The sequence below is a fragment of the Ensifer sp. D2-11 genome, from assembly GCF_054161295.1.
Map to the genome: position 1 here is coordinate 865,569 of NZ_CP096434.1, position 22,152 is coordinate 887,720.

Genomic DNA, 22,152 nt, shown 5'->3' on the forward strand with positions numbered 1-22,152 from the left:
CCCCTCGGCCCGCAAGCGATCCGCTGGGGCAAAGCTGGCCGTACGAGCTGGCTTGTGGGCTCGTGCTTCAGGGCCGGGTTGTCCCTGAACTCGCCGTTTCCTCGATTGACAACGCCCAGCGAAGGTTGAAAAAGTGATGTACATTCGAAGCGGCCAGCGTCGGGGGGACTTTTGTCTATGCGCGCGTTTCTCGGTCTTTCCACCCTTCTTTTCACACTCGTTTCCCTGGGAATGCCGGTCGTAGCGGCCGAGCCCGAACGCCGGATCGAGATTACCAACGATGCCGACTATTTCGGCTTCGATCTGCGCACCGAGCAGAACGTATCGCTCGACCAATGCCAGAGTGCCTGCATTGCCGACCGCTCCTGCAGGGCCTTCACCTACAATCCAAAGGTGAAGTGGTGCTTCCTCAAGTCCGACTTCAACCAGTTGAATACGTTCCCGGGGGCCATCGCCGGCAAGGTCGCCGAAACCGCCGCCGGCGAAGCCGACATCGGGGCACCGCCGCGCCTCGATTTCGTCTCGGATGATCTCCTGCAGCAGGCGCGCGATGTGAAGGCGAATCTCGTACTGGCCGACGACCAGCAGGGGTTCGGGGTCAACGGCCTCATCGAGACGGCGCGCAGCGAGTTGACGGCCGGCAACTTCGTCGCCTCCCTCAAGGCCTTCCGCGGCGCGCTTGCAATAACGCCGGAAGACGGTGCGCTGTGGCTGGAGACGGCTGAGGCCGCCAACCGGTTTGACGGCGGCACGGACATGGCGAGCGAAGCCGCCCTTGCCGCGCTCAACGGCTATCAACTGACGCGGACCACGCAAAGTCGCGCGCATGCGCTGGCCATTCTCGCCCAGGCACTCGACAAGCTGCAGAACTATCGTGCCGCGCTCCAGTCCTACAAAGCGAGCCTCGAGCTCGTGCAGGCAAAGACAGTCGAGACGGCTTATCTCGATCTCAAGGCGCGGCAAGGTTTTCGGGTCACCGGCCACACGGTCGATGCAGACAGCGCCAGCCCCCGCGCCTGCGTGCAATTCTCCGAGCCGCTTCTGAAGAACGGTCCCGATTATTCCTCCTTCGTGACGCTCGATGGCGCCGCGCCGAAGGCGGTGGAAGCCAAGGGCAGCGAAATCTGCGTCGAAGGCCTGGCGCATGGCCAGCGTTACAAACTCGTGCTGAGGCAGGGCCTGCCCTCCTCCGTCGAGGAAGTCATCGAGACGCCCGTCAGCCTCGACGTCTACGTGAAGGACCGCGCGCCGATGGTCCGCTTCACCGGCGACAGCTTCGTTCTGCCCTCGACTGCACGGCGCGGCATTCCGATCGTCTCGGTCAACACGGAAAGTGCCAAGCTCAAGCTCTACCGTATCGGCGACCGCAACATCTCTTCGCTGCTCACGAGCTCCCAGTTCCTGACCCAGATCGACGGCTACAGCGAGGAGCGCATCAAGGACGAGAGCGGCGAGCTGGTCTGGCAGGGCAGCATCGAAATCGAGACCGAGCTGAACAAGGAAGTGGTGACGAGCTTTCCGGTCGACGAGGCTCTGCCGCAGCGCAAGCCCGGCGTCTACGTGCTGACGGCGAGCTCCGGAACCGGACTTACACAGGATTGGGATGCGCGCGCCACGCAATGGTTCGTCGTTTCCGACATCGGCATGTCGACCTTTGCAGGCACAGATGGGCTTACCGTCTTCGCGCGTTCGCTTGCGAGCGCCAAGCCTCTTGCAGAGGTCGAATTGCAGCTGGTCGCGAAGAACAATGAGGTGCTCGGGACGGCGACGACCGATGCGGAAGGACGCGCAACCTTTTCCGCCGGGCTGATCCGCGGCACGGCCAGCATGACGCCGGCGGCGATCACCGCCCGAAAGGGTAGCGACGACTACGTGTTCCTCGACATGACGCGCGCCGGCTTCGACCTTTCCGACCGAGGCGTTACCGGCCGCGCCGCACCGGGTGCGATCGACGTCTTCGCCTGGACGGAACGCGGCATCTATCGCGCGGGCGAAACCGTTCATGCCGCAGCGCTCACCCGCGACGTCAACGGTGCCGCGATCGAGAAGTTGCCGCTGACCTTCGTCTTCCTGCGCCCGGACGGCGTCGAGGACCGCCGCCTCGTCAGCGGCGGCGGCAAGCTCGGCGGGCATACGCTCGATCTGCCGGTCCCTGAAAATGCGATGCGCGGCACCTGGACGATGCAGATCTTCACCGATCCGAAGGGCTCTGCGATTGCCGAGAAGCAGTTCCTCGTCGACGATTTCGTGCCGGACCGCACCGAGTTCGACCTGACGGGCGAAGCAAAGGCGATTGAGATCGGCACCCCGGTCGAAGTCGCCGTCGACGGACGCTATCTCTACGGCGCACCGGCCGCGGGTCTGACGCTCGAAGGCGAAATTGCCGTCAGGCCGACACGCCGGAGCGAAATGTTCGAAGGCTATTTCTTCGGCCTCGCCGACGAAGAGGCAAGCGAGGACACGCGCCTGCCGCTGGAAGGGCTGGAGCCGCTCGATGAAAACGGCAAGTCGGTTTTCCATGTCGATCTGGCCGAAGTCCCCGGAACGACGCAGCTGCTCAACGCCAATGTGACGGTTCGCATGCGCGAAGCCGGCGGCCGCGCGGTGGAGCGCACATTGACCCTTCCGGTGAAACCCGAGGGACCGGTGATCGGCATCAAGCCGGAGTTCTCCGGCGACCTCGCCGAAAACTCGGTCGGGAAATTCCACGTCATCGCCGTCGACGCGGACGGCACCAGGACCGCGATGCCAGGTCTCTCCTGGAAGCTGATCAGCGTCGAACGGAACTATCAGTGGTATCGCGACGGCACCGCCTGGAAATACGAGCCGGTCATCTCCACGAAACAGGTCGCGAGCGGCTCGGCCGACGTGACGGAGGACGGCGCCGAAATTTCGGTCCCGGTCGGCTGGGGCCGTTATCGGCTGGAGATCGAGGCGGCGACCCTTGACGGGCCGGCTTCGAGCGTTGAGTTCGATGCAGGCTGGTATGTCGAGGCCACCTCCACGGAGACCCCGGACGGGCTGGAGATCGCTCTCGACAAGGAGAGCTATGCGGTCGGGGAGACGGCGAAGCTCAAGGTCTCGCCGCGCTTTGCCGGCGAACTGCTGGTGACTGTCGGCACGGAAACCCTGGTGACGACGAAGACCGCGGCCATTGCCGAAACCGGTGGCGAGGTGGAACTGCCGGTGACGGCCGACTGGGGTACCGGCGCCTATGTCACCGCGACGCTTTACCGCCCGGGCGAAGCCCAGGAGAGCCGCATGCCCATGCGGGCGATCGGCATCAAGTGGCTCGCCGTCGATCCGGCGGACCGAAAGCTCGCCGTCAGCCTGGACGCGCCCGAGAAAACCGAGCCGCGCCGGCCGCTCGATATCGGCCTTCAGGTACGGGGCGCCGGCGCCAATGAAGACGCCTATGTCACGGTTGCCGCTGTCGATGTCGGCATCCTGAACCTGACGCGCTACGAAGCTCCGGACCCCGACGGATGGTATTTCGGTCAGAGGCGGCTCGGCCTCGAGATGCGCGATCTCTACGGACGCTTGATCGACGGCTCGCTCGGCGCGACCGGCCGGCTGCGCACGGGCGGCGACGGCGGACAAATGCCGCTCCAGGGCAGCCCCCCAACCGAAAAGCTCGTCGCCTTCTTCTCGGGCGCCATCAAGCTCGACGCCGAAGGCATGGCGAACATGCGCTTCGACATTCCGCAATTCAACGGAACGGCGCGGATCATGGCGGTCGCCTGGACGAAATCCGGCGTCGGCCACGCGGTTAAGGACGTGGTCATCCGCGATCCGGTCGTCGTGACCGCAAGCCTCCCGAAGTTCCTGGCGCCGGGAGACCGGGCCGAATTGCGGCTCGATGTCGCCAACACCGACGGGCCGGCGGGCGATTATCAGCTGCAGGTCACGACCAACGGCCCGGTCACCGTCGAACAGACAGCGGCCGAGATGGTGAACCTCGACGCCGGCGGCAAATCCGCTCTGACTCTGCCGCTCGCCGGCCAGTATCCGGGAGACGGTCTCGTCACCGTCAGGCTCTCGAACGCCGCGGGCCTGTCGCTGGAGCAGACGCTGAACATTCCTGTCCGCCCGGCTGCCCTTCCGGTCACACAGCGTCATGTCGTCAATGTCGCCGCCGGCAGCAGCCTCACGGTGGACGAGCAATTGCTTGCCGACAGCCTGCTGCAGGGCGCTTCGGTCAGCCTCAACGTGACGCGTTCAGCCGCCTTCGACATCCCGGCGCTTCTGATGACGCTCGACCGCTATCCCTACGGCTGCGCCGAGCAGACGACGAGCCGCGCCTTGCCCTTGCTCTATCTCAGCGAGCTTGCCAAGCAAGCCGGGCTTGGCGACGACGAAGGTGTGAAGAAGCGCGTGCAGGAGGCGATCTATCGGGTCCTTGCATATCAATCCTCCGCCGGCAGTTTCGGCCTTTGGAGCCCCGGCTCCGGCGATCTCTGGCTCGATGCATACGTCACCGATTTCCTTACCCGCGCGCGGGAACAGAAATTCGACGTGCCGGAACAATCGATGGTGCAGGCACTCGAGAACCTGCAGAACGCGCTGAGCTACGAGACCAACGTCAAGGACCGCGGCAACGAGATCGCCTATGCGCTCTATGTCCTTGCGCGCAACCGCAAGGCCGCTATCAGCGATCTGCGCTATTATGCGGACGCGATGCTCGGCGATTTCCCGACCCCGCTCGCCAAGGCCCATATCGCCGCGGCGCTCGCGCTCTATGGCGATGCCCGGCGCTCGCAGGATATCTTCGCGGCCGCGGCCAACATGTCGACCGGGCTCGTCAATGTCAGCCTCGCCCGCTCCGACTACGGCTCTTCGCTTCGCGACGGCGCGGCCGTGCTGGCGCTGGCAGCCGAGAGCCGGCCCGTGCCGCCGATCATTCCCGAGCTATCCAGGGTCGTTGCCCGGGAGTGGCAGCAGGCTAGATACACGAGCACCCAGGAACAGACCTGGATGCTCCTTGCCGCACGCGCGATCCAGGGGGGCGACGAGGACATGAGGATCGAGGTCAACGGAGCAGCGCGCACGGGCAGTTACGCCGCCCACATGACCGGCGACGCGCTGATCGAGCATTCGGTCGTTATCCGCAACGAAGGCACCGACGCGGTCTCCGCCGTGGTCACGACGGTGGCGGCGCCGGCGCAGCCGCTCTCGGCCGGCGGCGAAGGCTTCGCCATCGAGCGGAGCTATTACACGCTCGACGGGACGGCGGCCAATGTCAGCGAGGCCCGGCAGAACGAGCGCTATGTCGTGGTGCTGAAGGTGACCGAGACCAACGACTGGCCGTCCCGGGTGCTCATCACCGATCTCCTGCCCGCCGGTTTCGAGATCGACAATCCAAGTCTCGTCGACAGCGCCCAGCTCTCGAATTTCGAATGGATCGGCGAAGTCGAGGCTGCCCATACAGAATTCCGCAGCGACCGCTTCGTGGCCGCCTTCGACCGTTCGACGGGCGACAACCGCGAGATCACGCTCGCCTATGTCGTGCGCGCGGTGACGCCCGGCACCTACGACCATCCGGCCGCGAACGTCGAGGACATGTACCGGCCGCAATTCTCGGCGCGCACGGCGACGGGCCGCATGGAGGTGCAGGCAGCCCAGTAGGACGCAGGATGATGTTCTCTCGGCGAAAGTCGTACCGCAACGGCATTGTGCCGGCCCCACGCCTCCCATCCGGACGCGGCCGGGCGATCGTCGCGTTATCCCTCGCCCTAATCCTGTCCGCACTCGCAGTCTTCACCCTCGAATGGGCCGACAGGACCTTTCCGCCGCCCCTCTCCGAGGCCGATACGGTCTCGGCCGAAGTTCTCGACAGAGACGGCCACCTCCTGCGCGCCTTCGCGGCCAAGGATGGACTGTGGCGGCTGAAGACGACCGCGCAGGACGTCGACCCGCGCTTCATCGAGATGCTGATCGCCTATGAAGACCAGCGCTTTCGCGAACATCACGGGGTCGACCCGTTGGCGCTCGCTCGTGCCGCGCTGCAATTCGTCACCAACGGCCGTATCGTCTCCGGCGCATCGACGCTTTCCATGCAGGTGGCGAGGCTTATCGAGCCGCGCGAGCGGCGGACGCTGGGGGCGAAGCTCCTGCAGGTGGCGCGCGCTATCCAAATCGAACGGCGCCTCGGCAAGGACGAGATTCTCGATCTCTATCTGACCCATGCGCCCTATGGCGGCAATCTCGAGGGCGTGCGCGCGGCAAGCCTCGCCTGGTTCGGCAAGGAGCCGCGCCGCCTCTCGGCGGGAGAGGCAGCACTGCTCGTCGCGCTGCCGCAACTTCCGGAAAAGCGCCGGCCCGACCGCAATCTTGCCGCCGCCGAAGCGGCCCGCAAACGCGTGCTCGCCCGCGCGGCGGTCGCCAGGGTCATTGGCGAAGGCGAAGCGGAGCGGGCGGCGATGACCGCCACACCGACGCGGCGCCTGCAGCTTCCCGCCCATGCTGCCCATCTCGCCGAGGCGGCGCGGCGCAAGGATCCGGCGGGGCGCCGGCATCCGACGACGCTTAGCCGCAATATCCAACGCGGCCTCGAAGGCGTCGCACGTGAAGGTGCTGCAAGGCTCGGTCCCAAAGTGTCGGTCGCCATGGTCATGGCCGATATCAGGACCGGCGAGATCGTCGGCGAGGTTGGCTCGGCCGACTATTTCGACGCAAGCCGCTCGGGCTGGATCGACATGTCGCGCATCACCCGCTCCCCCGGATCGACGCTGAAACCCTTCATCTACGGTCTTGCCTTCGAGGAGGGTCTCGTCAGCCAGGAGACGATCATCGAAGACCGGCCGGCGGACTTCTTCGGCTATCGGCCGCGCAATTTCGACATGAATTATCAGGGCGACGTCACGGTACGCCAGGCGCTGCAACTGTCCCTGAACGTGCCGGCGATCCGCCTGCTCGATGCCGTCGGTCCGTCGCGCCTGATGGTGCGCTTCCGGCGCGCCGACGTCAGGCCGAAATTGCCGCCGCACGAGGCGCCGGGGCTTGCGATCGGCCTCGGCGGCGTCGGCATCACGCTTCGCGAGCTCGTGCAGCTCTATGCGGGCCTTGCGAACCAGGGCTGGCCAGTGCGCCTCGGCGACGGCATCGAAGGCGTCCCCGGTCCCACCGACGGCGAGCCGCTGCTGTCGACGGTCGCCGCCTGGCATGTCGCCGACATACTCTCGGACGTGCTGCCACCGGCGGGAAGCCGCCGGCACGGCATCGCCTACAAGACCGGCACCAGCTACGGCTATCGCGACGCCTGGTCCGTAGGCTTCGACGGCCGCTATGTGCTCGGTGTCTGGGTGGGCAGGCCCGACAATGGCGCGGTGCCCGGCTTGACCGGTTACGGTGCGGCGGCGCCGATTCTGTTCGAAGGATTCGCCAAGTCGGGGATCGCCATCACACCCCTGCCCGGCCCGCCCGCGGGCGCCGTCCGGCTTGTCCAGGCCGATCTGCCGATCAGCCAGCGACGCTTCTCGGTCACCGCGAACGGGCTGCTTTCGGCCTCGGTCCGTGAAGCGGCGCCGCAGATCGTGTTCCCGCCGGAAGGCGCCCGCGTCGAGCTTGGCGCGCAACGGAATGACGGGATCACGCCCTTGACGCTGAAGCTCCAGGGCGGCCGGGCGCCCTTCCGCTGGCTTGCCAATGGCCGTCCGCTGCCCGACGTGACCCGACGGCGCGTCAGTCAATGGCAGCCGGATGGCGGCGGCTACTCGACGCTCACGGTCATCGATGCGCTGGGGCGTGCCGCCAGCGTTCGCGTCTTCGTCCAGTGAAACGATATGGACGCTCCAACCGACCGCCGGTCCGCCCCCTTCACGCCGTTTGCGCAGCCTTGACGGTATCGCCTTGCGGCTCGTGGGCCGGCGGCGCCATAACGAGCGGCATGCCCGCTTCAAGGCAAGCGGCGATGAAGGCTTCCCGCGCCACTGCCGCCGGCGTCATCCGGTTCAACGCCCGCCGACAGGTCCGCACCGCCCGTTCGTAGCGCTCGCCCTTCCTGAGCGGCCACTCGTTTTCCAGGAAGTCGAGGGCCTCGTAAACGGAGGCAAAAGTGTGCGTCAGACCGTTGGAAAGGCGCACGGTGAGAGGGATCGTCCAGGGAATCTCATTGAGAAGCATTTTTCCTCCTTTCCTATGCCGTCAACGAATTGCACGCCCGCTGCACTCCCACGGGTCGAACAGACCATGCAGCGCTGCGGGGCCATATTGATCTCTGCGCGTCTCGAAAACGTATCGCGCTGAACAGATATTGGAGCGGAAAAGGTAAATTCAAGAACCCCGATCAGCGGCTTGGGCCCTCGTTCGATCGGCCGGTTTTCGCGGTCGCCGGGGGGGCCGGGAAACGGACGAAAATCGATGTTCGGGGGCCTTGAAACCCGGCTTAGAGTGACTAAATCGAGTGCGAGAGCCGCCTGTAAGGGGCTCGCAGTCGAGGAGCTCCGTTCTCTTCGGCGCTCCTCATCGTCCATGTTGCTCAAGGAGGATATGGCTATGAGAACAAGCTTCGATTTCTCGCCGCTGTCGCGCTCCAGCGTTGGCTTCGAACATCTGTTCGACCTCTTGGATTCCGCAAGTCGCCTGGCGCCCAACGACAACTGGCCGCCCTACGACATCGTGCGGGTCGGCGAGAACCAGTACCGGATTGCAATGTCGGTAGCGGGCTTCGCCCCGGACGAGATCACCATCACGCACGAGCAGCAGATGTTGACCGTCACCGGTGCGAAAGCCGGAGAAGACGACACCGAATATCTCTACCGCGGTATTGCCGCACGCAACTTCGACCGTCGCTTCCAGCTCGCCGACTTCGTAACGGTCACCGGCGCCAACCTCGCCAACGGCCTGCTCAAAATCGATCTCGTCCGTGAGATTCCCGAGCAGATGAAGCCGCGTCGGATTGAGATACATCAGGCAGAAGCATTGTCGGCCGGCGAAGCCTCGAAACAGATCGAAGGCGAAAAGCACGCAGCGTAGCCGCGGCTGGGCAGTGCACCCGAATGCAAATGCCCCTCATCCGCTTGCCGGCACCTTCTCCCCGCATGCGGGGAGAAGGGACTCGCGGCTTCAGCCCGTTCCCTCTCCCCGTTTACGGGAGAGGGCTAGGGTGAGGGGCAAAAAATAGCGGAAATTCAAGATATTATTTACTCGCTTTGAATACCTTAGCTATACCGTCGCCAGTGCCCTGACAGCCTCGGCCTTCGTCTCCCGCCGCCCGCTCTTCATCGGCCTGCCCGCAACATATACCTCGGCCACCGAGCGGTCGTCGCCCATGGTCTGCAGAATGAAAAGCTCTTCGGCAAGCGTCGAGGCAACCTGCATCCTCAGCTCCATGGCCGGCTTGGCGCGGCTGTCGAGGACGACGATGTCCGCATCCGCGCCGCCGTGCAGCGAGCCGATCCGGTGTTCCAGATCGAGCGCGCGCGCGTTGCCGAGCGTCAACATGTAGAAGGAGTTGAGCGGAGAGAGCCGCTGGCCCTGTAGGTGCAGAACCTTGTAGGCCTCATCCATCGTTTCCAGCATCGAGAAGCTCGTGCCACCGCCGACATCGGTCGCAACCGCGTGACGCGCGCCGAGCCTGTCGAAACGGTCGCGATCGAAGAGGCCGCTGCCGAGGAAGAGGTTCGAGGTCGGGCAGAAGACGCCGACCGCCCCGGTTTCTGCGAGGACTGATATTTCGCGGTCGCTCAGATGGATGCAATGGCCGAGCAGAGTCTTGCGGCCGAGAAGCTCGTAGCGCGCATAAATGTCGGTATAGTCCTTCGCTTCCGGATAGAGCGACGTGGCGAAAGCGATTTCGTCGCGGTTTTCGGACAGGTGGGTCTGAACGTAGCAATCCGGATGCTCGGCAGCGAGCACGCGGCTCACCTCCATCTGCTCCGGCGTCGAGGTGATCGCAAAACGCGGACTGATCGCATAATGCGCGCGGCCGCGGCCATGCCACCTGGCGATAAGCGCCTTCGTCTCGTCATGGCCCTTTTCGGGCGTGTCCCGCAACGCGTCGGGCGCGTTGCGGTCCATCATCACCTTGCCGCCGATCATCAGCATGTTGCGCTCTTCGGCTGCCGTGAAGAATGCATCGACGCTTTCCGGATGCACCGAGCAATAGGCGGCCGCCGTCGTTGTGCCGTTGGACAGGAGTTCGTCCATGAAGCGGCCGGCAATGAAGGCCGCGTGCTCGGGCGCCTTGAACTTCTGCTCCTCGACGAAGATGTAGGTGTTCAGCCATTCGAGGAGCTGCGCACCGTAGGAGGCGATCGCCTGCGTCTGCGGGAAATGCAGGTGCGTATCGATGAAACCGGGCATTACCAGGTGCGGCCGATGATCGGCGAACTCTACGCTGGGGCCCGCCTGTTTCGCCACGTCGCCGTAAGGACCGACGCCGGCGATCTTGCCTTTGCTCACGAAAACGGCGCCGTCCTCGAAGAAACGATAGGAGCCGGCATCGTCGACGCTCTCAGGCTCCTTGACGAAAGTTAGCACGCGGCCGCGGATCAAGAGATCGCTCATTGGACTTTTCCTTCCTTTACGGTCGTCTCGTACCAGCTGGCGATAAGCTGGCGTTCCTCGTCGGTGATGCCCGTGACATTGGCGGGCGGCATGGCATGCGAGCGCCCCGCCTGCAGGTAGATTTCGCGGGCATGCGCGACGATGTCGCCGTCGGCTTCGAGAACGACGCCCTTCGGCGGCACGATTATGCCTTCCCATCCCGGCTCGCGCGCATGGCACATGGAACAGCGGCCGAGCACGGTGTCGCGCACTTTGGAAAAATCCGGCGACGCGACGACGGCCTCGACGGCCGTCGAAGCCCTGGCCTCTCCGCCTTCGGAGAGGACCTTGGGCACGGTGGAGAGCCACATGATGGTGATGAACAGAAGCACCGTCGCGAGCCAGGTCCAGGTCGGGCTGCCCTTGTTGGCGTGGCGGGTGTTGAACCAATGGCGCATCGTGACGCCCATGAGGAAGACCAGCGAGGCGATGATCCAGTTATACTGCGTCCCGAAGGCGAGCGGATAATGGTTCGACAGCATCAGGAACAGCACGGGCAGCGTCAGATAGTTGTTGTGCGTCGAACGCTGCTTCGCCTGCCTTCCGAGCGCAGGATCGGGCGTGCGGCCTGCGATCAGGTCGGCAACGACCTTCTTCTGGTTCGGGATGATGATGAAGAACACATTGGCCGACATGATCGTGGCGGTGAACGCGCCGAGATGCAGATAGGCGGCACGCCCCGTGAAGAGCTGGGTGTAGCCCCAGGCGACGGTGACGAGGATGAAATAGAGCAGCACCATCAGCCGCGTATTGTCGTTGCCGAACGGCGAACGGCAGATCATGTCATAGGCAAGCCAGCCGAAGCCAAGCGAAGCCAGCGAGATGGCGATTGCCATCGGCTTCGAAACGTCGAGCACGTTCGGATCGATGAGGTAGAGGTCCGCGCCGGCATAATAGACGAGCGCAAGCATGCCGAAACCCGAGAGCCAGGTGACGTAGGACTCCCACTTGAACCAGATCAGGTGCTCCGGCATGTTTTCCGGCGCAACCAGATATTTCTGGATGTGGTAGAAGCCGCCGCCATGCACCTGCCACTCTTCGCCATAGGCGCCGACCGGCATTCCCGGACGCTGCTTCAGCCCCAGGTCGAGTGCGACGAAGTAAAAGGATGAGCCGATCCAGGCGATGCCGGTGACGACATGCAGCCATCTGACCGCAAATGTCAGCCAATCCCAGGCGATGGCATACTCGTACATTGAGTTCTCCCCATTTCTCTCGCGTTCATTATGTGTCATTGCTTGGGGAGGCGGGAACGGCGCCATCGCACCAACTCTTTCAAAAAAAACTATAAAATCGAAGGGAGGCCGGAGCGCTACGTTCGCGCCGGAAGAGCAGAGGCGGAAGCATGTCCTATCTCGATAATGTGCGTGTGTTCGTGCGCGTCGTGGAACTTGGAACGCTGTCGGCAGCGGGCCGCGATCAGCGCGTCACGCCGGCAGTTGCCAGCAACAGAATCAAGGAGTTGGAGCGGCATATGGGCGTGCGCCTGTTCAACCGCACCACCCGAAAACTGACGCCGACCGAGCACGGACGGGTCTTCTACGAAGGCGCGGTAAAGATCCTCGAGGCGGTGAACGAGGCGGAGAGCGCGATTGCCGATCTTTCAAGAAATCCGAAGGGAGCGCTGAAGATCACCGCCCCGCTCGGCATCGGCCGGCGACTGATCGCGCCCGGCATACCGGAGTTCCACGACCGCTATCCGGATATCGAGGTGCGGTTGCGCCTCTCCGATCATAATGTCGACATCCTTGCCGAGGGCGTCGACATCGCGTTCAAGCTCGGCATACTCGAGGATTCGAACCTGCGCATGCGCGGCATCATGAACTGCGACCGCGTGCTCTGTGGGTCGCCGCGCTATTTCGAAAGGCGCGGCATCCCATCGTCGCCGGACGACCTCCTCAGCCATAGCCATGACTGTCTTCTGCTGCGCTATCCCGGGTCGAAGGAATATTACTGGACCTTGCAGACGCCGGATGGCGTCCGCAAGTTCGAGGTCGGCGGCCCCTATGATTCGGATGATGGCGACGTGCTCACCCAGTGGGCGCTCGACGGACGCGGCATCGTCAACAAGCCGCTCTTCGAGGTGAAACAGCATATCGATGAGGGCTTGCTCGTCCCGGTGCTCGTGGAGACGCCGCCGCTCGGTGCACAGCTCGCGGCGATCTACCCTCACAAGCGCTTCCAGGATCCGAAGGTGCGGTTGATGATCGACTTCATGGCCGAGCGCTGTCAGCGGCTGATCGGCAAGATGCTGGCGGAGCCTGCCGAAGTGCAGGAGCGTTCCAGCGCTTGAGCGAAGCGCCCTCAGGGCACAAGCACGACCTTACCGATCGTTCGGCGGCTCTCGATCGCCCGGTGTGCGTCCGCGGCCCGATCAAGCGAAAAGCGACTGTCGATCGCGACCGCCAAGGCGCCCGCTTGCGCCCGGGTGAAAAGCTCGGTGAGGTCCGCCTTCAATCCGGCGAGGTTCAAGAGCGGCAGTAAGGCGAAGCCGCGCAGGGATTGGTTGAGTGCGAACATCGATTCTACTTGCCGGCCGCTCAACGCAAACCTGCCGAGGGCACCGAAAACCAGCTCTCCCGCCGGTACCAGCAGATCGATCGCAGCGTGGGTAAATTCGCCGCCGACGAAATCGTAAAGAATGTCGACCCCGCCACCGTTCAAAGCGCCCCTGAGCGTTGCCGTCCAATCAGGCGCCGCATAGTTGATGCCGAGGTGAGCACCGAGTGAACAGGCGGAGTCGAGCTTTTTCTGCGAACTTGCAACGGCAACAATCGTCCGCGCGCCGCCGTCCCTTGCCAATTGCACGAGCAGTGAACCCACACCGCCTGCCGCAGCGCTGATCAGCAGCGTTTTGTTCTGCAGCGAGCTTTGCCGGACGAGATAAAGAGCCGTGAGGCCCTGCACCATCATGGCAACAGCGGCTTCAAAGGAAAGTCCGTCCGGGATCGGTACCAGCATCGCGGCATCGACCGATACATATTCGGCATATCCGCCGGTACCCCGCCCATGAGCGAACATCGGGACCGCGACACGACTGCCGATGAGATCCTGGGAAAGATCCTCCCCGACCGCTACGACGACGCCGGCGACCTCCACACCTGGGATCATCGGCAGTTCCGGCGTGACCGCGTAGCGATCCTGCCGCATCAGAACCTCGAAATAGTTGACTCCAACGGCGCCCACGCGGACGAGCGCCTCGCCCCTTCCCGGACTCGGTGTAGCGACATCGACGCTTTGGAGCACGTCTGGCGACCCGAAGCGGCGGAACTCAATGGCCTTCATAAGAACTTGCCTCGAAACTGTTGGTTTGCGCGGCTATTTAGGGCTAGTCTTCAGACCGCATCTACACACTCTTTCGTTCCATACTGACCGATGGGTAACCATGGCTGAGATCATAAAGAAATTGCCGGTGCTGCCCTCCGAGCGCGCACTCAAAGTGATCTCCGGACGCTGGAAAGCCATCATCCTCTACCATCTGTTCGATAGGCCGAAGCGGCTGTCCGAGTTGCGAAGGCTGATACCCGCCGTCAGCCAGAAAGTGCTGATCCAGCAGCTCCGCGAAATGGAGGAGCATGGCCTCGTACTCAGGGAGATTTTCCGCGAGATACCGCCGCGCGTCGAATATTCCGCGACGACGCTCGGCCTCAGCCTCGAGCCCGTCCTGCTGGCACTTTGCGAGTGGGGTCAGCGCCACGCCGCCGAACTGAACGAGGTCGAACACGTGACAGACTGCGTGATCCGCCCGCGAAAGGGCGACAACCGGGCTATGCCTTGATCGATCTCCGGCTCTTCGGGGTGGGCGCGCGAGGCTGCAGATGGCAGTTGAGCGCCGCAGTCATTATCTCGGCCGCGGCAAGCGCTGCGATCACCGGCGGCCGCTTGTCCTTCACCGCCGTACCGCCGATCGGGCAGACGAGCCTCTCGAAAAGCTCAGGACGATTGACCTCTCGCAACAGCCAGTTCTTGAAAGTCGCGCGTTTCGTCTTCGAGCCTATCATGCCGACGTAACTGGCGTCTTCGCGCCCGAGCGCCTCAGTCGCGATCAGGAAGTCGAGTGCGTGATCGTGGGTGAGGACGACGAAGGCGCTGCCCGGCGGCGCGTCGCGCACGATGGCTTCGGGCATTGCGGTCAGGCAGGTCTCGATACCCGGCACGTCGGCGGCCGAGAGTTCGTGCTCGCGCGTGTCGACGAGAACGGTCCTGAGCGGCACGTGCGACAGCGCCATTGCGAGCGCGTTGCCGACGTGGCCGGCGCCGAAGATATAGACATGCGGCCGATGCGCGATCTCATCGTCGCTGCGTTCGATAAGTGCCGCACGCGTGTCCGCGTCGACCTTTTTGAAAGAAAGCGCGACGTGACCGCCGCAGCATTGGCCGATCTCCGGGCCGAGGGGGATCGCCAATCGGAGATCCGCGTTCGCCCCTTGAACGAGCTTGCGCGCATGGTCGATCGCCATGAATTCAAGCTGTCCGCCACCGATCGTGGCGAAGGTGCGATCTTTTGAGACGAGCATCCAGGCATCCGCATCGCGCGGCGTCGAGCCTGCCGCGCTCGCCACCTCGACAAGCACGCAGGCCGTTTCACGGCTCAGGAAATCACGTATGTCCTCTCTGCGCGCCATCTCAGTCATCCACTATCTTCGCCGCGCGATCGTCCCTAGCCGGCCCGGGCGGCGCGCAGGCGCTCGACCGCCATCAGCACGCGCTCCGGCGTTGCCGGGGCATCGATACGCGGCGGAATACGATAATCCGCGACGCTCGCCGCCGCCATGGATATCGCCTCCAGAACCGAAATCCCCAGCATGAAGGGAGGTTCCCCGACCGCCTTCGAGCGCCGGATCGTCTCCTCCCTGTTGATGGACCATTCGGCCAGACGCACGTTGAAGACGCGCGGGCGATCGGACGCGAGCGGGATCTTGTAGGTGGAGGGCGCATGCGTCCGCAACCGGCCCTTGGCATCCCACCAGAGTTCCTCCGTCGTCAGCCAGCCCATGCCCTGGACGAAGGCACCCTCGACCTGACCGAGGTCGAGCGCCGGGTTCAGCGACTTGCCGACATCGTGGATGATATCGGTCCGCTCGACCTGGTATTCGCCGGTCAGCGTGTCGACGCTGACCTCGGAGCACGAGGCGCCGTAGGCGAAGTAATAGAACGGACGCCCCCGCCCCTCGGCGCGGCTCCAGTGGATCTTCGGGGTCTTGTAGAATCCGGCCGCCGAAAGCTGCACGCGCGCGGCATAAGCCGCCTTGATAAGATCGGCAAAGGCGATGCGCTCGGCGCCGATCCGAACCGTGTTGGGCTCGAAGGCGATATCAGCTTCGCCGACGCCGTAGTGCTCGGCCGCGAAGCGCACGAGCCGCTCTTTGATCTGCTGGCAGGCATTGGCGGCTGCCATGCCGTTGAGGTCCGAACCGGACGAAGCGGCCGTCGCCGAGGTGTTCGGCACCTTGCCGGTCGAGGTCGCCGTCACCTTTATATGGTCGAGATCGACCTGGAACTCGTCCGCCACGACCTGCGCCACCTTGGTGTATAGCCCCTGCCCCATCTCCGTGCCGCCGTGGTTCAGCTGGATCGAACCGTCCGTATAGACATGGACCAGGGCGCCGGCCTGGTTGTATTCCGTCTTGGTGAAAGAGATGCCGAATTTCACCGGCGTCAGCGCGATGCCGCGCTTGATGACGGGGCTCTCGCGGTTGAAGGCGATGGCCGCCTGCCGCCGGGCGGCATAGTCGGACGAAGCCTCGAGCTCCTCGATGATCCGGCCGATGATGTTGTCTTCCACCGTCTGGTGGTACGGCGTCAGGTTGCGCCCCTCGCCGCCGTAGAAATTGAGCTTGCGGATTTCCAGCGGGTCCTTGCCGAGCGCATAGGCGACGTCTTCGATCATCCGCTCGCCGCCGACCATGCCCTGCGGTCCGCCGAACCCCCGGAACGCGGTGTTCGAGACCGTGTTGGTCTTCAGCGGGCGCGAGCGCAGCCGAACATTCGGGTAGAAATAGCAGTTGTCGGCGTGGAAGAGCGCGCGGTCGGTCACCGGTCCGGAAAGGTCGGCCGAGAAGCCGCAGCGGGCGGCGAAGACGGCATCCACCGCCTCGATGCGGCCATCGTCGTCGAAGCCGACCTTGTAGTCGACGTGGAAGTCGTGGCGCTTGCCCGTCGCCGTCATGTCGTCGTCGCGGTCGGGGCGCACCTTGATCGCGCGGCGGTATTTCCTCGCCGCCATTGCCGCAACCGCGGCGAAAAGATTTGCCTGCGTCTCCTTGCCGCCGAATCCGCCGCCCATGCGCCGGACGTTGACGGTCACGGCATTCGACGGCACGCCCAGCACATGGGCGACCATGAGCTGGGTCTCGCTCGGATGCTGGGTCGAGGAGAAGACGGTGACTTCATCATCTTCGCCGGGAATGGCGAAGGAGATCTGGCCTTCGAGATAGAAGTGATCCTGGCCCCCGATGCGCATCTCGCCCGAAACGGTGTTTTTCGCCTTGGCAAAGCCGGCATCGATGTCGCCACGCTCGAGCTTCAGGGGATCGATCACCAGCGGATAGTTCGCAGCCGCCGCTTCGAGAACATCCGTCACATGCGGCAGATCGCGATAATCGATCTTTACCTTGGCGGCCGCGCGCCGGGCGGCCTCGCGCGAGGTGGCGATGACCGCGAAGATCGGCTGGCCGTGGAACTCGACCTTGCCGGCCGCGAAGACCGGATCGTCGTGCTTGTGCGCCGGGCTGATATCGTTTTCGCCGGGTATGTCCTCCGCCGTGAGCACTCCCACGACACCCGGACTGTTGCGCACCGCCTCGAAATCCACCGACAGGATTTCGGCATGCGCGCGCTGCGACAGCCCCAGATAGCCGTGAAGCGTACCGGCGGGCTCGGGAATATCGTCTATATACTCGGCGGTTCCGGAAACATGCTTATGACCGGATTCGTGGCGTTCCTTGTCGTGGACGGCGCCGCGGACGCGATCGACGGGCTGCATCACATTCATGAGTCCACCCTCTCTACAGAGCCACCGCGACCGTGCGGTCGATCCGGATATTGCGCGTTTCCTGCGTTTCCAGATGGAAGCGCCGCAGGAGATTCCTGGCAACGAGCATCCGATATTCAGAAGAGGCGCGCCAGTCGGTGAGCGGCGTGAAATCCCGCTCGAAGGCCGCCACGCCAGCCTCGATGGCAGCGTCGTTCCATTGCGCGCCCTTGAGAGCGGCCTCCACATTCGACGCGCGCTTCGGCGTGCCCGCCATGCCGCCAAAAGCGATAGCGACGTCGGCAACCTTGCCGTCACCGTCGAACTTCACGCGGAACGCGCCGCAGACTGCGGAAATATCTTCATCGAAGCGTTTCGTGATCTTGTAGACCGCGAAGCGCTCGGTCTCGTCCAGGAAGGGAATCCGGACAGTCTCGACGAATTCGCCGGGCTCGCGATCCTGTTTGCCGTATTCGATGAAGAAGGCTTCCAGAGGCAGCGTGCGGCGGCTTGTTCCCTTGCGCAGGGTCACCGAAGCGCCAAGTGCGATCAGCGCCGGCGGCGTGTCGCCGATCGGCGAACCGTTGGCGATATTGCCCCCGACCGTGCCCATGTTGCGCACCTGCTCGCCGCCGATGCGGTCCCAGAGCTCGCGCAATTGCGGGAAGTGCCGGACGATGACCCGATAGGCCTCCGTGTAGCTTACGCCGGCGGCAAGGGTGATACCGTCCGGCGCGATGGAAATCCGCCGCAGTTCTTCCAGATGCGAGAGATGGACGACCGGCGCGATGTCGCGCATGAATTTCGTGACCCAGAGCCCGACATCGGTCGAACCGGCGACGATCGTCGCCTCGGGGTTCGCCTCGAGAACCGCAGCGAAATCGTCCAGCGAGGCCGGAAGCACGACGCGCTGGTCTTCGCCGCCGATCTCGACGCGGCGGCCGTCCCGAAGCGCCTCCAGCTGCCGCGTGATCTCCTCGCGTTCCACAATCAGCGGGTCCTTGCCGAGCTCGCCGACCGATGCAATCGCTTCCGCCGCCCGAATGATCGCCGCATAACCGGTGCAGCGACAGAGATTGCCCTGCAGCGCCTTCTCGATTTCCTGAACGCTCGGCTTCGCATTCGTCATCCAGAGGCCGTAGAGCGACATCACGAAACCGGGTGTGCAGAAGCCGCATTGCGAGGCGTGCGTGTCGACCATCGCCTGCTGCACGGGATGCAGCGGCCCGTTCGGCTGCGCAAGCGCTTCGACCGTCACCACATGGCAGCCGTCAAGCGATGCCACGAAGCGGATGCAGGCGTTGACCGATTCGTATTTGAGCTTGCCGTCGAGAAGCCGGCCGACAAGCACGGTGCAGGCGCCGCAGTCACCTTCCGCGCAGCCTTCCTTCGTGCCGCGCAGACTCCGGCCGATGCGTAGAAAGTCCAGCAGCGTCTGCACCGGCGAGACATCGGCAAGCTCGACGGACCGGTCATTCAAAAGGAAACGGATCGTATTGCGGATTTCGGTCGTCATTGCCGTCAGCTCCCGCGATAGGTGGAATAGCCGTAGGGCGAAAGCAGGAGCGGCACGTGATAATGCGCGGCCCGGTCGGCGATCCCGAAGCGGATCGGAATCACGTCGAGAAACGGGTTCGCGCCGCGCTCGGCCGCAGTGCCGAGATATTCGCCGGCGTGAAAGCGCAGTTCGTAGGTGCCGGTTTCCATCGTGGAGCCGTTGAGAAGCGGCGCATCGCAGCGCCCGTCATCGTTGGTGCGGGTCGACGAGAGAAGCTCCGTCCGTTCACCTTCAATCCGGTAGAGATCGATGCGCAGATTGCCTGCCGGTTTCCCGCTCGCCGTGTCCAGCACGTGGGTCGTCAGACGCCCGGGCGTTCCGTCTTGAACTTGCATTCTGTCGCTCCTCCGAAAGTCAGCATCGAGGATAGAGTATCCGAAGCGCGGGCGCCCTTGTGTAGCGGGCTCAACCTTCGAGACTTTCAAATTTTTCGGGGGGAATGGCGGGGCGGAATTCTCGCTACGAATTGGGCCACGAGACAATCTCTGGAGGAGCTGCTGCTATGAGATATCCCCGCGATCTCCTGGGCCATGGTCCGAACCCGCGTGTCGCCTGGCCCGATGGCGCCCGGATCGCCGTGCAATTCGTGATCAATTACGAGGAGGGCGGAGAGAACTGCGTGCTTCACGGTGACGCGGCGTCGGAAGCCTTCCTCTCGGAAATCGTCGGCGCTCAGGCCTGGCCCGCCCAGCGCCACTGGAACATGGAATCAATCTACGAATACGGGGCGCGCGCCGGATTCTGGCGGCTGCACCGGTTGTTCACCGACCGGCAAATACCGGCCACCGTCTACGGCGTCGCCACAGCCCTCAAGCGATCGCCCGCCCAGGTGGCCGCGATGCAGGACGCCGGCTGGGAGATCGCCTCCCACGGCCTCAAATGGATCGAGCACAAGGATTTCGACGCCGAGCGCGAGCGCGCCGAGATCGCCGAGGCGATCCGTCTTCACACGATCGTAACCGGCGAACGGCCGACCGGCTGGTACACCGGCCGCTGCTCCGTGAACACGCTCGACCTCGTGACCGAGGCCGGCGGCTTCGATTACGTCTCCGACGCCTATGCGGACGACCTGCCCTATTGGCATGAACATGCCCGCCGGCACCAGCTCGTCATCCCTTACACCCTCGACGCCAACGACATGCGCTTCGCAACGCCACAGGGCTTCAACAGCGGCGACCAGTTCTTCAGCTATCTGAAGGACAGTTTCGACGTTCTCTATGCCGAGGGAACTGCGGGCGCGCCGAAGATGATGAGCATCGGCCTTCACTGCCGTCTCGTCGGCCGGCCCGGCCGCGCCGCCGCACTGGCGCGCTTCCTCGACTATGTGCAGAGCCACGAGAAGGTCTGGCTCGCCCGCCGCATCGACATTGCCCGTTACTGGGCAGAGACCTATCCGTTCCAGCCGAACGAAGACCGCCCGTCGCGGCTTTCGAAGGATGCCTTCATCGATCGCTTCGGAGGAGTATTCGAGCACTCGGACTGGATCGCCAGACGCGCCTTTGCAGGCGAACTCGGCCCGGCCAACGATACGGCGACGGGACTGCACGCGGCGCTCTGCGCGGTCTTTCGCGAGGCAAGCGAAGAGGAACGGCTTGCCGTCCTCACCGCCCACCCCGATCTTGCCGGCAAGCTCGCCCAGGCGAAGCGCCTGACCGAAAGCTCAACTTCGGAGCAGGCTTCGGCGGGTCTCGACGCGCTGACGGATCAGGAGCGCGAGCGTTTCACGGACCTCAACGATGCCTATGTCGAGAAGTTCGGCTTTCCCTTCATCATGGCCGTCAAGGGGCGCAGCAAGGACGAGATCCTTGCCGCCTTCGACAACCGTATCGGCAACGATCGGGAGACCGAATTCGTCACCGCGTGCCGGCAGGTGGAGCGGATCGCGCTCCTGCGGCTGCGCGACACGCTACCGGACTGAGGCGGCGCCATGACGCGTGCCGGCGAAATCCTCCCCGGCTTTGCGGGCGGGACCATCAACCTCGCTTCCGCAGGCCTTGGCGCCCGGGCGCTCTTTGCGACGGACGAATTCTTCGGCCCGCTGGAGCGCCTGCTCAAGGACGAACCGGCCGCGTTCCACCCCGGCCTTTACGACGATCACGGCAAATGGATGGACGGCTGGGAAACCCGCCGCCGCCGCGGTGCCGGCCACGACTACGCGGTCATCGCGCTCGCCGCGAAAGGGCGGATTGCCGGCTTCGACGTCGACACGTCGCACTTCACCGGTAATTATCCGAGCGCCTGCTCGATAGAAGCCTGTCATTCGGCGGAAGATCCGGACGAGGCGACCGAGTGGGTCCAACTGCTGCCGGTCACCGGCCTCGGACCGAATGCACATCACTTCTTCGCCGCGCACTCCGACGCGGTCTACAGCCATATCCGGCTGCGCATCTATCCGGATGGAGGTATCGCCCGGCTTCGGGTCTACGGCAATCCCGCACTCGATCTCAAGGCTGTGGCGAACGAGACAATCGATCTTGCGTCCTGCCTGCTCGGCGGTCGGATCGTCGCCTTTTCCAACGGCCATTACGGCCACGAGCGCCTCATTGCGCCAGGCCGGGGCGCGAATATGGGCGACGGCTGGGAAACGCGCCGGCGGCGCGAACCGGGCTACGACTGGATCATCGTCAAGCTTGCCGCACGCGGGCACGTCGATCGGATCCTCGTCGATACCGCGCATTTCAAAGGCAACTATCCGGATGGCTGCTCGCTACAGGCGGCTGATCTCGGGTGCGTGGCCGCCGAGTGCGACATGCTCGTCGCCTCCTCCGCGATGTTCTGGAACGAGCTTCTGCCGCACCGGAAGCTTTCCGCCGACAGCGTCCATGAGTATGGGTCCGATATGTTCAGACATGCCGATCCGGTCACGCATGTGCGCCTGAACATCTACCCGGATGGCGGCGTCAGCCGGCTGCGCATTTGCGGCCGGGTCGCTGAGGCGAGCCGCGGGTAGATCTCTTGGCGCCGAACGACTGCCGAAAAGACGGTCTAACTCTTTGATTTACGCGTCCTGCTTTCCGAAAGTAGCTTCCGGTTTTCGGACCGATGCGCTGGCAAATAGGGAAAGGGAGGGCCGCAC

At 64.1% G+C, this 22,152-nt stretch carries 15 protein-coding genes; 7 read left to right on the forward strand and 8 right to left on the reverse strand.

The genetic code is table 11. The features are described from left to right. Nucleotides 1-177 precede the first annotated feature (177 nt). Entirely contained in the window at nucleotides 178-5,625 is a 5,448-nt protein-coding gene (locus M1D34_RS21160; RefSeq protein ID WP_498784259.1) for an MG2 domain-containing protein, read from the forward strand. An 8-nt stretch (nucleotides 5,626-5,633) separates the two neighbouring features. Next, nucleotides 5,634-7,775 (forward strand): penicillin-binding protein 1C, encoded by a 2,142-nt coding sequence (pbpC, locus tag M1D34_RS21165; RefSeq protein WP_015008317.1) that lies wholly within the window; start codon nucleotides 5,634-5,636, stop codon nucleotides 7,773-7,775. Between the two features lie 40 nt (nucleotides 7,776-7,815). Here the strand turns inward: pbpC and M1D34_RS21170 are convergent, their stop codons facing one another. Next, complete coding sequence (locus M1D34_RS21170; protein WP_015008318.1) at nucleotides 7,816-8,121, reverse strand: DUF982 domain-containing protein; 306 nt, start codon at nucleotides 8,119-8,121, stop codon at nucleotides 7,816-7,818. A gap of 372 nt (nucleotides 8,122-8,493) precedes the next feature. On the opposite strand from M1D34_RS21170, the gene M1D34_RS21175 reads away from it, so the two are divergent. Then, a complete protein-coding gene (locus M1D34_RS21175) occupies nucleotides 8,494-8,973 on the forward strand; it encodes an Hsp20 family protein (protein ID WP_498784261.1) in 480 nt (159 codons plus the stop codon). Between the two features lie 189 nt (nucleotides 8,974-9,162). Here the strand turns inward: M1D34_RS21175 and guaD are convergent, their stop codons facing one another. After that, nucleotides 9,163-10,506 carry a guanine deaminase gene (gene guaD, locus M1D34_RS21180; RefSeq protein ID WP_498784263.1) on the reverse strand — a complete coding sequence of 448 codons (1,344 nt, stop codon included), beginning with the start codon at nucleotides 10,504-10,506 and terminating at the stop codon, nucleotides 9,163-9,165. After that, entirely contained in the window at nucleotides 10,503-11,741 is a 1,239-nt protein-coding gene (locus tag M1D34_RS21185) for a urate hydroxylase PuuD (RefSeq protein WP_498784265.1), read from the reverse strand. Before M1D34_RS21185 ends, guaD begins: the two co-directional genes overlap by 4 nt. A gap of 149 nt (nucleotides 11,742-11,890) precedes the next feature. Here M1D34_RS21185 and M1D34_RS21190 point away from each other — a divergent pair, with 149 nt between their 5' ends. Then, complete coding sequence (locus tag M1D34_RS21190) at nucleotides 11,891-12,838, forward strand: LysR family transcriptional regulator (RefSeq protein ID WP_003534046.1); 948 nt, start codon at nucleotides 11,891-11,893, stop codon at nucleotides 12,836-12,838. A gap of 11 nt (nucleotides 12,839-12,849) precedes the next feature. Here the strand turns inward: M1D34_RS21190 and M1D34_RS21195 are convergent, their stop codons facing one another. Beyond that, complete coding sequence (locus M1D34_RS21195) at nucleotides 12,850-13,830, reverse strand: quinone oxidoreductase family protein (protein WP_498784267.1); 981 nt, start codon at nucleotides 13,828-13,830, stop codon at nucleotides 12,850-12,852. A gap of 100 nt (nucleotides 13,831-13,930) precedes the next feature. Here M1D34_RS21195 and M1D34_RS21200 point away from each other — a divergent pair, with 100 nt between their 5' ends. Continuing rightward, entirely contained in the window at nucleotides 13,931-14,323 is a 393-nt protein-coding gene (locus M1D34_RS21200) for a winged helix-turn-helix transcriptional regulator (protein ID WP_003534049.1), read from the forward strand. Here the strand turns inward: M1D34_RS21200 and xdhC are convergent. Genes xdhC through uraH form a run of 4 tightly spaced genes read right to left on the reverse strand, consistent with a single transcriptional unit; the run spans nucleotide 14,313 to nucleotide 19,411 of the window. Continuing rightward, a complete protein-coding gene (gene xdhC / locus M1D34_RS21205; RefSeq protein WP_015008322.1) occupies nucleotides 14,313-15,170 on the reverse strand; it encodes a xanthine dehydrogenase accessory protein XdhC in 858 nt (285 codons plus the stop codon). The two genes, M1D34_RS21200 and xdhC, sit on opposite strands and share 11 nt — an antisense overlap. Nucleotides 15,171-15,205: 35 nt before the next feature. Further along, nucleotides 15,206-17,539 (reverse strand): xanthine dehydrogenase molybdopterin binding subunit, encoded by a 2,334-nt coding sequence (xdhB, locus tag M1D34_RS21210; protein WP_498784270.1) that lies wholly within the window; start codon nucleotides 17,537-17,539, stop codon nucleotides 15,206-15,208. A 13-nt stretch (nucleotides 17,540-17,552) separates the two neighbouring features. Next, nucleotides 17,553-19,034 carry a xanthine dehydrogenase small subunit gene (gene xdhA / locus M1D34_RS21215; protein WP_498784272.1) on the reverse strand — a complete coding sequence of 494 codons (1,482 nt, stop codon included), beginning with the start codon at nucleotides 19,032-19,034 and terminating at the stop codon, nucleotides 17,553-17,555. Between the two features lie 5 nt (nucleotides 19,035-19,039). Further along, nucleotides 19,040-19,411 carry a hydroxyisourate hydrolase gene (gene uraH / locus M1D34_RS21220; protein ID WP_003534056.1) on the reverse strand — a complete coding sequence of 124 codons (372 nt, stop codon included), beginning with the start codon at nucleotides 19,409-19,411 and terminating at the stop codon, nucleotides 19,040-19,042. 167 nt (nucleotides 19,412-19,578) lie between these two features. Between uraH and puuE the strand changes: the two genes are divergently transcribed. Both puuE and alc read left to right on the forward strand, forming a co-directional pair. Continuing rightward, nucleotides 19,579-20,994: an allantoinase PuuE gene (gene puuE / locus M1D34_RS21225; protein WP_498784274.1), complete on the forward strand. Its 1,416-nt coding sequence runs from the start codon at nucleotides 19,579-19,581 to the stop codon at nucleotides 20,992-20,994. A gap of 9 nt (nucleotides 20,995-21,003) precedes the next feature. Further along, a complete protein-coding gene (gene alc, locus M1D34_RS21230; protein ID WP_498784276.1) occupies nucleotides 21,004-22,026 on the forward strand; it encodes an allantoicase in 1,023 nt (340 codons plus the stop codon). Nucleotides 22,027-22,152: the final 126 nt, after the last annotated feature.